Origin of the sequence: Brevundimonas sp., assembly GCF_023259385.1 — a bacterium.
Taxonomy (GTDB): Bacteria; Pseudomonadota; Alphaproteobacteria; order Caulobacterales; family Caulobacteraceae; genus Brevundimonas.
Genome location: NZ_JAHFPF010000067.1, coordinates 1 through 14250 on the forward strand (window position 1 = coordinate 1; position 14250 = coordinate 14250).

Below are 14250 nucleotides of genomic sequence, written 5' to 3' on the forward strand. Positions count from 1 at the left end.
GGGCCGTGACTGGATCATGGGCGACTATTCGATCGCCGATGTCGCCACCCTGGGCTGGGTGCGCAATCTGATCGGCTTCTACGAGGCCCGCGATCTGGTCGGCTTCGACGACCTGAAAAACGTGCCGGCGTGGCTGGAGCGCGGCCTGGCCCGTCCGGCGGTGCAGCGCGGGCTGGAGATTCCGGCGCGGGGATGAATGGATTTGTGAATGAAAAGGGGGACGGCCGAGAGGTCGTCCCCCTTTCTTTTGAAGGCTGCGGGCCCGCGGCGTCGGGGGGGGCAGACAGGGACCGCGGACCCGCTCCGGTCGAGGGCTTACGCCGCGTCGACCAGGACCAGTTCGGTGTCGGACAGGGCCTTCACCGTAACCGTTTCGACCTCGGCGATGGCCACGCCGTCACGGGCGTTGGCGCGCACGCCGTTGACCTCGATCTCGCCGACCGCCGGGACCAGATAGCCGCGACGGGCGGCGCCCAGCGGATAATCGGCGGTCTCGCCGGCCTTCAGGGTCGCCGCGACGATGCGGGCGTCTGTGCGGATCGGCAGGGCGTCGCCGTCGCCTTCAAAACCCGAAGCGAGGACCACGAACTGGCCGGCGCGGTCGCCCTTGGGGAAGGGCCGCGAGCCCCAGGCGGGCTGCTCGCCCCGGCGGGTCGGCTCGATCCAGATCTGGAAGATCCGGGTCAGGTCCGGCTCGGCGTTGTATTCGGCGTGGCGAATGCCCGTGCCCGCGCTCATCACCTGGACGTCGCCGGCCTCGGTGCGGCCCTTGTTGCCCAGGCTGTCCTCGTGGGTGATGGCCCCTTCGCGGACATAGGTGATGATCTCCATGTCCGAGTGCGGATGGGGCGGGAAGCCCGTGCCGGCGGCGATCTCGTCGTCGTTCCAGACGCGCAGATTGCCCCAGCTCATCCGCTTGGGATCATAATAGTTGGCGAACGAGAAATGGTGTTTGGCGTTGAGCCAGCCGTGGTTCGCGCCACCCAGGCTGTCGAACGGTCTCAGCTCGATCATGGTCTTGTCTCCGCGCCCCGCCATCGGGGCCGCTGTTGCTTGACGACAAGATAGCGATCGGCTTCGGATCCAAAATAGAAACAGCTGAAACTCATCGTTTCGCGGAGCGCGCATGTCGAAACTACCGGACCTGGAGGCCCTGGCCATCTTCTCGAAGGTGGCGGAGACCCAGTCCTTCTCGCGCGCGGCGGAGGCGCTGGCCCTGTCCAAGGCGACGGTGTCCAAGGCGGTCAGCCGGCTGGAGCTCAGGCTGGGCACGACCCTGCTGCATCGGACCTCGCGCCGGTTCTCCCTGACCGATGCGGGACGGACGCTGGCGGCGCGCGCGGGCCAGATGCTGAGCGAGGCCGAGGCGGCGGAAGGCGAGATGCTGGACCAGGCAGTCAAGCCGCGCGGCCTGGTGCGCCTCGCCGCCCCCATGTCGTTCGGCATGGCCTATGTGGCGCCCGCCCTGCCCGAATTCCTGGCGACCCATCCAGACGTGTCGGTGGACCTGCACCTGTCGGACGAGGTCATCGACCTGGTCGGCGGCGGCTTCGACTGCGCGCTGAGGATCGCGGCGCTGGCGGACTCGTCGATGACGGCGCGGCGGTTGCGGCCGATCCAGCGCTATCTGGTCGCGTCGCCCGATTATCTGGCCCAGCGGGGGCGGCCCGCGCATCCATCCGACCTCGTGCGCCACGCCTGCCTCGGCTACGCCTACCTGCCCAACGCCGAGCTGTGGCGGTTCGTGAACAAGGCGGGCGAGGAGACGGCGGTGCGGCCGCACGGGCCGTTCCGCGCCAACAACGCCGACGCCCTGACCTATGCCCTGTGCGCCGGGCTGGGCGTCGCACCGCAGCCGGACTTCATCTACTGGCGCGATGTGGCCGCCGGGAAGCTGGAGACGGTTATGACCGACTGGAGCCTGCCGCCCATCGCCCTGCATCTGGTCGCCCCCGGCGGCGGCCCGCGACCGGCGCGGGTGACGGCGCTGATGACCTACCTGGCGGCTAAATTCTCGGGTCCGCTGTGGCCGGGCGATACGGTCGGCAAGCGCTGATAACGCCGCGACATCGGAGTTGATCCCGGTGTTATCTTCCCTCCCGGTCCAATCCGTGGCTCAATGGCCAAGCTGTCAGTTGATCAGCGCGTTCGCCGCTTCCGATCCCGGTGAACCCGTCCTCCGAGCGTCCGCGTTGCGCCGCCTCCCTGCGGCGAGAGACCCGTCTGACCGCGCGGCGGCGTCGTCGCGCCCGATCATGAGGCTGACCATGACCAAGACCATCATGCTGATCCACGGCGCCTGGCTGAACTCGGCCAGCTGGGCCGGCTTCAAGGCCCGCTATGAGGCCAAGGGCTATACCGTCGTGGCCCCCGACTGGCCCTATGACGACCGCACCCCGGCCGAGTTGCGCGACTACCCGAACAAGGCGCTGGCCAAGATCGGGCAGGTCGACCTGTTCGACCACTATGAGCGGCTGATCCGGGCCCTGCCCGAGACGCCGATCCTCATCGGCCACTCCATGGGCGGCGTCTGCGTGCAGCATCTGCTGGACCGGGGCCTCGGCGTGGCGGGGGTGGCCATCAATCCGGCCCCGACGCCGGGCGTCCCGCTGGGACCGCACGCCATCGTCTCGGCCCTGCCGGTGCTGCTGGACCTGTTCAGCTGGAAGAAGTCCAAGACCATGTCGCGGAAATTCTTCGCCGAGCGGTTCGCCCAGACCGCGCCGCGCGACCAGGTCACGGCGCTGTACGACGCCTACATCGTGCCGACGCCGGGCAAGGTCTACTGGGACGGGGTCACCGGCGCCTCGGGCAAGATCCACTGGAAGAACCCCAAGCGCGCGCCGCTGCTGCTCATCGCCGGCGAGACCGACCTGATCGCGGACGCCGGCATGGTGCGCAACATCTACAAGAAGCAGACCCAGGCCCCGACCCGCACCGACTACAAGGAATACGCGGGCCGCTCGCACTGGAACTGCATGGACGAGGGCTGGGAAGCCGTCGCCGACTACGCGCTCGACTGGGCCGTGGAACACCAGATTCAACGCTGAACCGAGACTACTTCCTGGAAAGATTGAGTTTCGATCGTTTCCATTTTCGCCGGATCGATCCCGAGCGATGATCCGTTCGTCAACCACCGACGGCGGCACCCGCCGAACCTTCAGGAGAGACTTCGATGGCCTTCATCACCGCGAACGACGGCGCCCAGATCTTCTACAAGGACTGGGGCAAGGGTCAGCCCGTCCTGTTCAGCCACGGCTGGCCGCTGAGCAGCGACGCCTGGGACGGCCAGATGCAGTTCCTGGGCTCGAACGGCTATCGGGTCATCGCCCATGACCGCCGCAGCCATGGCCGTTCGGACCAGACCTGGGACGGCAACCACATGGACCAGTACGCCGACGACCTGCACGCCCTGATCGAGAAACTGGACCTGAAGGACATCGTCCTGATCGGCCACTCGACCGGCGGCGGCGAGATCACCCACTACGTCGGCCGCCACGGCTCCAGCCGGGTCGCCAAGATCGTGCTGATCGGGGCGGTGCCGCCGCTGATGCTCAAGACCGCGGCCAATCCGGGCGGCCTGCCGATCGAGGTCTTCGACGGCATTCGCAAGGGGACCTATGACGACCGCAGCCAGTTCTTCAAAGATCTGACCCTGCCCTTCTACGGCTACAACCGACCCGGCGCGAAAATCTCGGAAGGGGTGCGCGAGAGCTTCTGGCTGCAGGGCATGATGGGCGGCATCAAGGGCCAGCTGGACTGCATCCACGAGTTCTCGGAGGTCGACTACACCCCCGACCTTCAGAAGTTCGACAAGCCGACCCTGATCATCCACGGCAGCGACGACCAGATCGTCCCGATCGACGCCGCGGGCCGCAAGTCGCACGAGATCGTCAAGGGCTCGATCCTGAAAGTCTATGAGGGCAGCCCGCACGGCCTGGCCACCACGGAGCAGGACCGCCTGAACGCCGACCTGCTGGAATTCATCCGCAGCTAGACCTCGCCTCTCCGAAAGGAGTCCGTCATGGCCGACACCGACAAGACGGTCGTCCTGATCCACGGCCTGTGGGTGACGACGGACTCCTGGGCGGATTTCCGCAAGCCTTGGGAAGACGCCGGCTGGACCGTTCTGACGCCCACCTGGGACGTTCTGAAGGGCCGGTCGGCGACCGCGCTGAACGCCAGCCCTCCGGATGCCCTGGGCGGGCTGACGGTCGGAAAGATCGTCGATGGGCTGCAGACCTTCATCGAGGCCCTGCCGACCCCGCCCCTGCTGGTCGGCCATTCCTTCGGCGGCCTGTTCACCCAGATGCTGCTGGACCGGGGCGCGGGGCGGGCGGGGATCGCGATCAATCCCGCGCCCATCGGCGGGATCGTTCCCGGCTGGTGGACCCTGACCGCCGCCCTGCCGCCCATCCTGCGCTGGAACGGCTGGAACCGGCCCTATGCCATGAGCCGCAGGCGCTGGGCCGAACGCTTCGCCAACGCCGCCCCGGCGGAGCTGCAGAACCGATCGTACGACGCCTATGTGATCCCCACGCCGGGGCGGGTCTTCTACCAGGCCGCCTTCTGGCTGGGCACGCGCGTCGATCCGCGCCGACGGACGCAGCCGCTGCTGATCACCTCGGGCAACCGCGACCGGCTGGTGACGCCGTATCTGTCGCGCGCCGCCTGGCGCCTGCAGTCGCGGTCCGCCGCACCGACGGACTTCCACCGCTTCCCCGGTCGCTCCCACCTCCTGCTGGCCGAGCCCGGCTGGGAGGAGGTGGCGAAGGTCTGCATCGACTGGGCCGAGGGCTTAAGCCCGCGCCGGCCTACTCGGGCGCAGTGACGCAGACCGCGCCGTCCGTCACCGCGATGCCCGCGCCCTGCGGCGACCAACCCAGCGGGGTCAGTTCATCCGCGCCGAAACAGGCCTGTCCGGTACGCTGGCTGAAGCCGGTCATGGCCCGCACCAGCGGTTCGGCGCCCGGCCTTTGCTCGACGATGAGCGCCAGCCGGTAAGGCCGGATCCAGGGCGACCCCATCTCGACCCGCGCCGCGAAATTGGTCTCGACGGCGGGCCCGGCCAGCGTCCGCGCGCCGGTGTAACGCCCGAGGAACAGCGAGGTGCAGTTGGGCCGGTCGCACAGCGGTTGCGGATCGGTTTCCGACACCGTGGTGGCGACGACCAGGCTGAGGCGTTCGGGCACGGGCGGCGGCAGGGCCGCGGGCGGCGAATAGGCCGGCACGGTGAGCGTCTGCACCGCCAGAAGACTCACGATCCAGTGCATTTGCGCCTCCCTGTCCACATCCGATGAGCGGCGAACCTCTCACAGCTGTCGAGCGACGGCCAGAGGACAGGTCAGCGGGGGGCGGGAGCGGGCTCCGTCGGCGCGGCGGCGGCGGGGCGGGCGCGGTCCAGCTCCGGCACGTAGAGGCCCGTCGCCATGCCGACCAGACCGCCGGCCACCATGCCGCCGGCGTTAAAGCGGGGACCGAAGCCCTCGCACGGGTCGGGCTTGGCGATGTCGCGCGGCTTGCGGTCCGGGGGCGAGAAGGCGTCGCCCACCGCATCGCCGAGGGGTTCGGCGAACTGCAGCGCGTCGCCGACCCGGGACAGGGACGGATCGTCCATTCCCACCGCCGTCGCGTTGCGGGCCCAGAGCAGGGCCGCCACCTGCCGGCCCGATCCGGGCGCCAGAAGCTCGGTCTCGACCGCCAGGCCGCCGGTCGAACCGGGCACGCGCACGCCGAGCGGGCCGGGGATGAAGTAGTTGACAGCGGCCGAGGCCGCCGAGCCCGCCGTTCCGGTCGGATCGATCCGGGTCACGCCGGCGCGGATACGGGCCGCGTCGGGAGCCGCCTCGGACAGGACGGTGAAGCGCTCGCTGACCTCGTAGCAGATCTGCCGGTCGATTTCGCGCAGGACGGCCTGTTGCTCGCCCTCCTTCAAGTGGGGCGCCGCGTCGCCGACCAGCAGGCTGGGCTCAATGAAGACCCGCTCGAGGGTCGCCGCCTCGGCGTCGTCGCGGCGCTGGCGGATCGAGGCGCGGATGGTGCCCGACTTGCGCTCCAGCCCTTCGTAGCTGGTCAGGAAGCCGGCGTGGGGCTCGGGCGCCGTCTGGCAGGCGGCCACGGCCAGCAGGCCCGTCGCGGTCAGGGCGTTCAGGTATCGAACCATGGGGGTCGTCCTTCGATGTGGGGGGAGGGAGGCGTCCGGGGAGGAAACGTCAGGAAACAGGAGGCGGCATGGGGGAAGGCTGAGTCTCGATCGCCATGTAGCCGAGGCCGCGGATGGCCCGGATCGACATGCCGGCGTTCAGTTCGGCCAGCTTGCGCCGGACCCGATGGACGTGAACCTGGATGGAATTCTCGGTGTAGTCCTGATCGTACGAATAGAGGCTCTCGCCCAGCTGTTCGCGGGTGATGATCCGGTCCGGCGTGCGAAGGAAGCGCTCCAGCACAATGCCCTCGCCGCGCGAGAGCTGGGCGACCTGGTCGTCGACGGCGACCTCGCGGGCGCCGGTGTCGAACCGGACGTTGCCGTAGCGCAGCACCGGATCGAGCATCGAGGCCGGGCGGCGGGCGAGGGCGCGCAACCGGGCGATCAGCTCCTCCAGGGCGAAGGGTTTGACCAGATAGTCGTCCGCGCCGGCGTTCAGCCCCTCGACCCGCCGGTCGATGTCGCCCAGCGCCGTCAGCAGCAGCACCGGACAGACACGTCCGGCGGCGCGCGCACGGGCCAGCAGGTCCAGACCGCTGTCCTCGCCCAGCATGATGTCCAGGACGACCACGTCGTAGTCCGCCGTCCGCCAGGCATGCCAGCCGTCCTCGAACCGGTCGGCCAGGTCGACCGAGAAGCCCGCGCGGGTCAGCGACCGGGCGGTCGATTCCCCCAACAGCCGGTTATCCTCGACAAGCAGAACCTTCATGCCGCGACCTTTGCCGGACCAGTCTTGCGCCAAGCTTTCGCGGAGAAGGATCGCCAGCGCGATCCCAGGTCGGCGCGCGTCTCGGCAGGACGGACCTCGGCTTCCGGACGGTCGCCCGCGCTGGAGAAATCCAGTTCGAAACAGGCGCCGCGCGCCGTGCGGATCAACCGGGCCCGCCCCTCATGCAACGCCATGACCCGGGCGACGATGGACAGGCCCAGGCCCGCGCCGCCGCTGGTCGAATCCGCCTTGCTGAACCGGTCGAACAGCCGGTTGACGAAGGGGGCGGGGACGCCGGGACCGTCGTCGGCGACAACCACCGTCCCCGCGCCGCCGACGGTGACGGTGATGGCGGCGCCGTCGGGCGTGTGCCGGATCGCATTCTCAAGCAGGTTCCGGAGCGCGACCTCGACCATCAGCGGATGGCCGCGCGCCGGCCAAGTCTCGACCACCGACCCGAACTCCAGCTGGCGGCCGCCCGAGACGATGGCGGGGGCCAGGTCGCTGGCCGTCCGGCGCGCGACGGCGACCAGATCGAAGCTCTCGACCGCGCGGGCCTGGCCATGTTCGGTCTCGGCCAGCATGAGCAGTTGCGCGATCAGGCGGGACAGTCGGTCGAACTCGCGGACCGCATCCTCGCGATCCTCCGGTTCCAGCCGGTTCTCGACCTGGGCGCGCAGGGCGGCGAGCGGTGTGCGAAGTTCGTGGGCGGCGTTGGCGGAGAAGTCGCGCTGGGCCCGCCAGCCGCTTTCCAGCCGGTCCAGGGCGCCGTTGAACGCCTCGACCAGCGGAGCGATCTCGGCGGGGGTGACCTTGAGGTCCAGGCGATCCTCGAGCGTGGCGGGACCAATCTGGGCGGCCTGCTCGGACATCCGGCGCAGGGGCTTCAGCCCGAAATGCAGCACGGCGAAGACCACGACGCTGATCAGGGCCAGGTAGAATCCCAGCATCGGCAGGACCTCCCGCGCCTCGGCGAGGATGTAGCCGGTCGTGATCCGCTCGATCGGCGTCATATCGTCGGGGTCGGGATCGAGACCCAGCACCTCCTGGGCGAAGTAGACGAACAGGGTGACGGTCACGAGGATGGGGAAGATCATCCCCATCAGGGAGCGCCCGCTGCGGCGCGGCGATGCTGGTCCTGCCATGTCCGTCCCCGATGCGCCGGCGCCCCGCCGGATCGCAGCGATAGGGGACGCGCCTTTCATGGAGCTTTCAAGGCGCGGGTCAATCACCGCGGCGAGCGGTCGACGTCAAAGCGATGTCAGGAGGAACCCGCGAGGACGCCGGGCGGCGATGTCACGGGGGGAAGGAATGGTGGACGCGACAGGGATTGAACCTGTGACCCCTACGATGTCAACGTAGTGCTCTCCCGCTGAGCTACGCGTCCGCCTTGACGGCCCTGGGAGCAAGCCCCCCGGGCGGGAAGGCGCGGTCTATAACCCGACGGCCTCGCGGACCGCAAGGGCGAAACCGCCCTGAATCTTCAGGCGGCGACCATCCGCTCCACTTCACCCACCAGATCACGCAGGTGGACGGGCTTGGCCAGGACCTTGGCCTGCGGGCTGGCCTGGGCGGCGGACAGGGCCACGGCGGCAAAGCCGGTGATGAACATGATGCGGATGCCGGGCTGGCGGGCGGCGGCCACGCGGGCCACCTCGATGCCGTCGGCGCCGGGCATGACGATATCGGTCAGCAGCAGGTCCCACGGGCCCTGATCGAGCGCGTCGATGGCGTCGTCGCCGTTCTCGCAGTCGACGACTTCGTGGCCGGCGCGCTCCAGCGCGCGGGTCAGGAAGCCGCGAAGCGAATTGTCGTCTTCAGCCAGAAGGATGCGCGCCATGGTGTTTCGTCGTCCGCCCCGGATCGTCTTGGACCCTGAAGCTAGGCCCGCACTGGTAAACCCGCCATGAAAAACGCCGTAAGGGCGAGCCGCAGGGATGCGGCCCGTCTGTGGATGAAGCCGCGAAACAGGCTATGCGGTTTGCGATGACGACGGTGAATGCAGGCGAGACGCGGGAGGAGCAGGCGGCGGTGACCGTCGTGCGTCCGGCCGCGCCCGGACGGCTGATCTTCGCCTCGCCCCACTCGGGCGCCCTGTATCCCGGCGACCTGAACGCCGACCCGGCCCTGTCCGAAGCCAGCCTGCGCAGCGCCGAGGACGCCCTGGTCGACCGGTTGATCGCGCCCGGCCCGGCCCACGGCGCGACCCTGGTGCTGGCGCGGCTGGGCCGCGCCTATGTGGACCTGAACCGGGACCCGGCGGATCTGGACCCGCAACTGATCGAAGGGCTGGAGCATCCGGCCTCGCCCCGGTCGGCGGCGGGATACGGCGTCCTTCCCCGACTGACCGGCGATGGACGCCCCCTCTATGCGCGGCGCCTGACGCGGGAAGAGGCAAGGGCGCGACTGGAAACCGTCCACGCGCCCTGGCACGCGGCCCTCGCCGCCGAGATGCACGCGGCGCGCGACCGGTTCGGCGAGGCGGTGCTGATCGACTGGCACTCCATGCCCGAGCGGGCCACCCGCGCGCCCGGCGGGCCGCGGGGTCCGGACGTCGTGCTGGGCGATCGGCACGGCTCGTCCTGTTCGGCGGAGCTGACGCGGCGGCTGCGGACGGCGTTCGAGGCGCTGGGCTGGCGGGTGGCGCTGAACCACCCCTACGCCGGCGGCTGGACCACCCAGCGCTGGGGCCGGCCCGACGAGGGCTTCCACGCCGTTCAGGTCGAGCTGAACCGCGCGCTGTATTTCGACGAGATGGAGCGTCGTCCCGGGATCGGCTGGTCGCGCACGGAAAAGGGCGTGGCGCGGGTCATCGCCGACGTGACGGGCGGCCTGGCGGGCCTCGGGACATAAAAAAAGCCGCGCCCGAGGGCGCGGCATATAAAGTCTATAGGGAGGAAACGCCCAGGAAGGGCATGACGCCTCGCGGCGTCGAAAACCAAGCTAGTGTGCAGTGCACAAATGGTCAAGCGGGTATTTCGCGCCTGCGGTAACGCCGTGTAACGGCAACCTTCTGTCGCATTTCCGCAAAGTAACCGTTTTCAGGGGAGAAAATCGCCCCGGGCACAACGCGGCTGCGAACGAGCATGGCCGTACCGGGAAGAGTTCAGGGTTCGAGCAGTCGGCGCGCGTTGCGGATGGCGCGCGCCGCGGGCGAGCCCGACTGCCGCCAGACCAGCAGGCAGAAGGCCGCCGTCACGCCGGCCGCCAGCCACACCGACCCGAACAGCCAGGCCGCGGCCGCCAGCGCGAAATAATAACCGCGCACGCCCTGGCTGAAGGTGTTCAGCGCCGGGTTCAGAAGGTCGGTGGCCGCCGCGCCCAGGGCCACCCGGTCCGCCTCGGTATGGATTTCCGGCGCGGCGCCGATCAGGGCCAGGGTGTAGTTCATCTGGCGCAGGGCCCAGATGAAATCCAGCAGGCCACGCACCAGGCAGATCAGCACCAGCGCCAGCTTGGCCTCGAGCACCCGGGTCGGCACGGCCTCGGCGCCGATCGAGGCGAAGCCGTCCAACGCCGTCTGGCCGCCGAACAGAATGCCCGCCACGGCCGCGATCAGCAGCAGGTTGGTCGAGGCGAAAAAACTGGCGGAGTTGATGGAGTGGCCCATCAGCTGGCTATCGACCAGCCGCATCTCGCGGTGGGTCATGGCCGTCATCCAGACCCGGCGCACGACGCCCATGTCGTCGTTCAGCGTGCCGGTGCGATGCGCCAGCAGTTTGAGCAGCGGGCCGTAGCCCAGCCAGCACAAGAAGAAGAGGGCGAGCGCCAGGTAGTCCAGGATCGTCATGCGTGTTCCTTGTCGCCCCGCGACACAGTCGCCCGCATCGCCTTCGCGCTCAAGCCACGACTGAGAATACCGCCGGTCTTAACAACGCCTGCGCCTTGCTTCGGGCGCCGTGGAGGCTTATCACCCCGGGTCTTCCGTTCGCAGATGCAACATAGACGAGCCCGTCATGAACCTCGACGCCATTCCCGTCGGCCCGAACCCGCCCTGGGACATCAACGTCGTCATCGAGATCCCGCAGGGCGGCCTGCCGGTGAAGTACGAGATGGACAAGGCCTCGGGCGCGCTGTTCGTCGACCGCTTCCTGCACACGGCCATGTACTATCCGGGCAACTACGGCTTCATCCCGCACACCCTGTCGGATGACGGCGACCCCTGTGACGTGATCGTGCTCAACCCCGCGCCGGTCGTTCCGGGCTGCGTCATCCGCTCGCGCCCGATCGGCGTGCTGAAGATGGTCGATGAAGCCGGCGGCGACGAGAAGATCCTGGCCGTGCCGGTCGACAAGCTGAACCCCTATTACACCGACATCGCCAGCTACCGGCAGCTGCCGGCCATCCTGGTCGAGCAGATCGAGCACTTCTTCACCCGCTACAAGGATCTGGAGAAGGGCAAGTCGGTCACGGTCAAGGGCTGGGGCGACGCCGGCGAGGCCGCCGAGTTGATCGCCGCGGGCATGCGCGCCCACCAGGACAAGCTGAAGGCCAAGGCCGCCAACGCGGCCTGATCCGTCAGACAGAGATCAGAAGGGCCCCGGTGGAGACGCCGGGGCCTTTTTCGTTCCAGGACCTCACCACCAGGCGTCCCAGGTCTCGTCCGTTTCCGCCGCGAAGGTTTCCGCGGGCAGGGCATTGAACTGATCCATGGACTGGGCCGGACCCGCCAGCGGACAATTCAGGCTCCGCACGATGGGCGAGGCGCCGGTCTCGCCGCGCACCACGGTGACGCCCGATATGCGCTTGCCGGGAATATCCGTCAGGCTTCCCGCCTCCATGCTGTGCACGATGTAATGGTAGCCGTTGTTGCTGAAGCGGATGTGTTCCTGGCGCCCGCCGCCGCCGCCGACCACGCCGCCGGTATGGGCGCGCACATGGCCGGGCCGGGAATCGATCTCCAGATCGGTCCGGCGCGCATCGCCGAAGCGGTAGCTGAGCCGGTTGCCGGTGGCGCAGACCGCCACGCGCCGGTCGCCGAAATCGCAGGCGTAGATGACCCGTTCGCTGCGGCGGCAGGCAGGCGCCTCGAAACCGGCTGAAGCGCTCTCCAGCGCCTTGTCCGCGCGCTCGGCCGTTTCAGCCAGTTCGGCGCGCGCTTCGCGACTGATCGCCGGCGCCTCAGCCTCGCAACCGACCATGATGAACAGCAGGCCGACGCCTTTCATGATCGCGGTTCTCACGGACGCACTCCACTTCACAGAAGACCGGACAGAGTCGCCCGATCCGGTTGTCAGTTCGATAACGCCCCTTCCCCTCTCCGCCGTCTGCGCTAAGTGTCCCCCATGGCCGCCGCCGAGACCCCTTCCGACCTGTTCAAACGCGCCCTCGCCCACGCCGCGCGGGCCCTGGCCGAGCAATCGGAGCTGGAGGTCGTGTTCGGCTCGGACGGACCCAAGCTGGCCAACGGCGTCCTGACCCTGCCGCATCCGCCGCGCGATCCGGGCGCGCCCGAGAGCGCCGCCCTGCGAGGGCAGGCCGACCGGCTGGCCCTGCGGCTGGCCAATCACGACGAGGGCGTCCACGCCCGCCTGCGCCCCGTCGACAGCCGCGCCGCCGAGGTGTTCGAGGCCGTTGAACAGGCCCGCGTCGAGGCTGTCGGCTCGCAGTCGCTGGCCGGCGTGCGGGCCAATATGAACTCGGCCCTGCTGACCCGGCTGGAGAAGAGCGGCGCCCTGCGCGTGACGGACGCCGAGCGCGTTCCGGTGGCCGAGGCGGTGGCCCTGCTGGTCCGCGAGCGGCTGACCGGCCAGCGCGCGCCCGACGGCGCCGGGGCCCTGCTGGACCTGGTCCGCGCCGAGCTGGAGAACAAGGCGGGCCGCAAGATCGACGCCCTGGCGGAGGTCGCGGGCGACCAGACGGCCTTCGCGGAGCGGCTGCGCGACGTGCTCAAGGCGCTGGACATGGACCCGGGCGACGGGCGCGGCGACGACGTCTCCGACGACCCGGGCCAGGACGAACCCGACCCGCAGGATCCGGACGCCGCCGATCCCGAGGACGAGGAAGAGGATGAAGCCGGCGGCGGCGAGGGCCAGTCGATGGACGGCTCCACCGACGACCAGACCGCCAGCGACGAGCGCGACGCCCGTCCAGACGGCTCGCCCGCCGATCCGAACGGCGAGACCAGCGAGGACGGCCCCGACCTGAACGAAGGCGCCCTGCCCAACCGTCAGCAGACGATGGACGACGGTCGGGCGATCGACGCCTATCGCGTCTTCACCACCGCCTTCGACGAGATCGTCGACGCCGCCGACCTGTGTGATCCCAATGAGCTGGAACGCCTGCGGGGCCTGCTGGACCAGCAGCTGACGGCGCTGAGCTCGGTCGTCGCCCGGCTGGCCAACAAGCTGCAGCGCCGCCTGATGGCGCAGCAGAACCGCAGCTGGCATTTCGATCTGGAAGAGGGGGTTCTGGACACCGCCCGCCTGACCCGGATCATCACCGATCCGACCAGTCCGCTGAGCTTCAAGGCCGAGAGCGAAAGCCCGTTCCGCGACACGGTGGTGACCCTGCTGCTGGACAATTCGGGCTCGATGCGCGGGCGGCCGATCATGGTCGCAGCGGTGTGCGCCGACATCCTGGCGCGGACGCTGGAGCGGTGCGGCGTCAAGGTCGAGATCCTGGGCTTCACCACCCGCGCGTGGAAGGGCGGCCAGAGCCGCGAGGCCTGGATCACCGCGGGCAAGCCGGCGATGCCGGGCCGCCTGAACGACCTGCGCCACATCATCTACAAATCGGCGGACGCGCCCTGGCGACGGGCCAAGAAGAACCTCGGCCTGATGATGCGCGAGGGCCTGCTGAAGGAGAACATCGACGGCGAGGCCCTGCTGTGGGCCCACGACCGGCTGATGGCCCGGCCCGAGGCGCGGCAGATCCTGATGGTCATTTCGGACGGCTCGCCGGTGGACGATTCGACCCAGTCGGCCAATGCGGCGATGTACCTGGAGAAGCACATCCGCGAGGTCATCGAGTTCATCGAGACCCGATCGCCTGTCGAACTCCTGGCCATCGGAATCGGGCACGACGTCACGCGCTACTACCGCCGCGCCCTGACCATCGTCGATGTCGAGCAACTGGGCGGCGCGATGATCGAGAAGCTGGCCGAACTGTTCGACGCCAGGGCCGAGACTCCCGCCGGCCGGCGGCAGAAGGCTGCATGACGATGCTGCGCCGCCTGCTGCCCGCGCTCGCGGCCGTGACCCTGGCCGCCTGCGCCGGCGCGGTTTCGGTGACGCCGCCGCTCACCCCGGTCACGGGCTGGACGACCGGAGCGGCCTCGACGCGGCCCATCGGCCTGGGCCTGCCCGGCGGCGCCCGCCTGGCCGAGGGTGTCCGC

The 14250-nt window shown here is 69.3% G+C and carries 15 protein-coding genes, 1 tRNA gene and 2 pseudogenes; 9 read left to right on the forward strand and 9 right to left on the reverse strand.

The features are described from left to right. Window positions 1-196 (forward strand): annotated as a pseudogene (locus Q0C81_RS06990) (glutathione S-transferase); the annotation flags it as partial. 119 nt (window positions 197-315) lie between these two features. On the opposite strand, the gene Q0C81_RS06995 reads toward Q0C81_RS06990, so the two are convergent. Continuing rightward, window positions 316-1014 (reverse strand): pirin family protein, encoded by a 699-nt coding sequence (locus Q0C81_RS06995; protein WP_291835553.1) that lies wholly within the window; start codon window positions 1012-1014, stop codon window positions 316-318. Between the two features lie 112 nt (window positions 1015-1126). Here Q0C81_RS06995 and Q0C81_RS07000 point away from each other — a divergent pair, with 112 nt between their 5' ends. From Q0C81_RS07000 to Q0C81_RS07015, 4 genes are all read left to right on the forward strand, one after another. Beyond that, window positions 1127-2056, forward strand: a complete 930-nt coding sequence (locus Q0C81_RS07000; protein WP_291835556.1) for a LysR family transcriptional regulator — start codon at window positions 1127-1129, stop codon at window positions 2054-2056. 211 nt (window positions 2057-2267) lie between these two features. Beyond that, window positions 2268-3050, forward strand: a complete 783-nt coding sequence (locus tag Q0C81_RS07005) for an alpha/beta fold hydrolase (RefSeq protein WP_291835559.1) — start codon at window positions 2268-2270, stop codon at window positions 3048-3050. Window positions 3051-3175: 125 nt separating this feature from the next. Continuing rightward, complete coding sequence (locus tag Q0C81_RS07010) at window positions 3176-3997, forward strand: alpha/beta hydrolase (RefSeq protein WP_291835562.1); 822 nt, start codon at window positions 3176-3178, stop codon at window positions 3995-3997. 27 nt (window positions 3998-4024) lie between these two features. Continuing rightward, window positions 4025-4831 carry an alpha/beta hydrolase gene (locus Q0C81_RS07015; RefSeq protein WP_291835564.1) on the forward strand — a complete coding sequence of 269 codons (807 nt, stop codon included), beginning with the start codon at window positions 4025-4027 and terminating at the stop codon, window positions 4829-4831. On the opposite strand, the gene Q0C81_RS07020 is transcribed toward Q0C81_RS07015, so the two are convergent. From Q0C81_RS07020 to cpdR, 6 genes are all read right to left on the reverse strand, one after another. Continuing rightward, entirely contained in the window at window positions 4815-5273 is a 459-nt protein-coding gene (locus tag Q0C81_RS07020) for a hypothetical protein (protein ID WP_291835565.1), read from the reverse strand. The two genes, Q0C81_RS07015 and Q0C81_RS07020, sit on opposite strands and share 17 nt — an antisense overlap. Before the next feature lie 71 nt (window positions 5274-5344). Further along, window positions 5345-6163, reverse strand: coding sequence for a DUF3313 family protein (locus Q0C81_RS07025; RefSeq protein ID WP_291835568.1), 819 nt, complete (start codon window positions 6161-6163; stop codon window positions 5345-5347). Window positions 6164-6212: 49 nt separating this feature from the next. After that, entirely contained in the window at window positions 6213-6914 is a 702-nt protein-coding gene (locus Q0C81_RS07030; protein ID WP_291835571.1) for a response regulator transcription factor, read from the reverse strand. Next, window positions 6911-8017 (reverse strand): ATP-binding protein, encoded by a 1107-nt coding sequence (locus tag Q0C81_RS07035; RefSeq protein ID WP_291835574.1) that lies wholly within the window; start codon window positions 8015-8017, stop codon window positions 6911-6913. The genes Q0C81_RS07030 and Q0C81_RS07035 overlap by 4 nt, the downstream gene beginning before the upstream one ends. Window positions 8018-8226: 209 nt before the next feature. Next, a tRNA-Val gene (locus Q0C81_RS07040) sits at window positions 8227-8301 on the reverse strand. A 96-nt stretch (window positions 8302-8397) separates the two neighbouring features. Further along, on the reverse strand, window positions 8398-8754 hold the full coding sequence (gene cpdR, locus Q0C81_RS07045) for a cell cycle two-component system response regulator CpdR (protein WP_291835577.1): 357 nt from the start codon (window positions 8752-8754) through the stop codon (window positions 8398-8400). 146 nt (window positions 8755-8900) lie between these two features. Between cpdR and Q0C81_RS07050 the strand changes: the two genes are divergently transcribed. After that, the gene (locus Q0C81_RS07050; protein ID WP_291835580.1) at window positions 8901-9767 is read left to right on the forward strand and encodes an N-formylglutamate amidohydrolase; all 867 of its coding nucleotides are present in this window, start codon (window positions 8901-8903) and stop codon (window positions 9765-9767) included. A gap of 253 nt (window positions 9768-10020) precedes the next feature. On the opposite strand, the gene Q0C81_RS07055 is transcribed toward Q0C81_RS07050, so the two are convergent. Next, a complete protein-coding gene (locus Q0C81_RS07055) occupies window positions 10021-10704 on the reverse strand; it encodes a DUF599 family protein (RefSeq protein ID WP_291835582.1) in 684 nt (227 codons plus the stop codon). A 166-nt stretch (window positions 10705-10870) separates the two neighbouring features. Here Q0C81_RS07055 and ppa point away from each other — a divergent pair, with 166 nt between their 5' ends. Then, window positions 10871-11428 carry an inorganic diphosphatase gene (ppa, locus tag Q0C81_RS07060; RefSeq protein WP_291835585.1) on the forward strand — a complete coding sequence of 186 codons (558 nt, stop codon included), beginning with the start codon at window positions 10871-10873 and terminating at the stop codon, window positions 11426-11428. Window positions 11429-11491: 63 nt separating this feature from the next. On the opposite strand, the gene Q0C81_RS07065 is transcribed toward ppa, so the two are convergent. Further along, on the reverse strand, window positions 11492-12097 hold the full coding sequence (locus Q0C81_RS07065) for a hypothetical protein (protein WP_291835588.1): 606 nt from the start codon (window positions 12095-12097) through the stop codon (window positions 11492-11494). Window positions 12098-12199: 102 nt separating this feature from the next. Here Q0C81_RS07065 and cobT point away from each other — a divergent pair, with 102 nt between their 5' ends. Continuing rightward, window positions 12200-14074 carry a cobaltochelatase subunit CobT gene (gene cobT / locus Q0C81_RS07070; RefSeq protein WP_291835590.1) on the forward strand — a complete coding sequence of 625 codons (1875 nt, stop codon included), beginning with the start codon at window positions 12200-12202 and terminating at the stop codon, window positions 14072-14074. Then, window positions 14071-14250, forward strand: a pseudogene (locus Q0C81_RS07075) (Tat pathway signal protein); the annotation flags it as partial. The gene cobT and the pseudogene Q0C81_RS07075, both read left to right, overlap by 4 nt.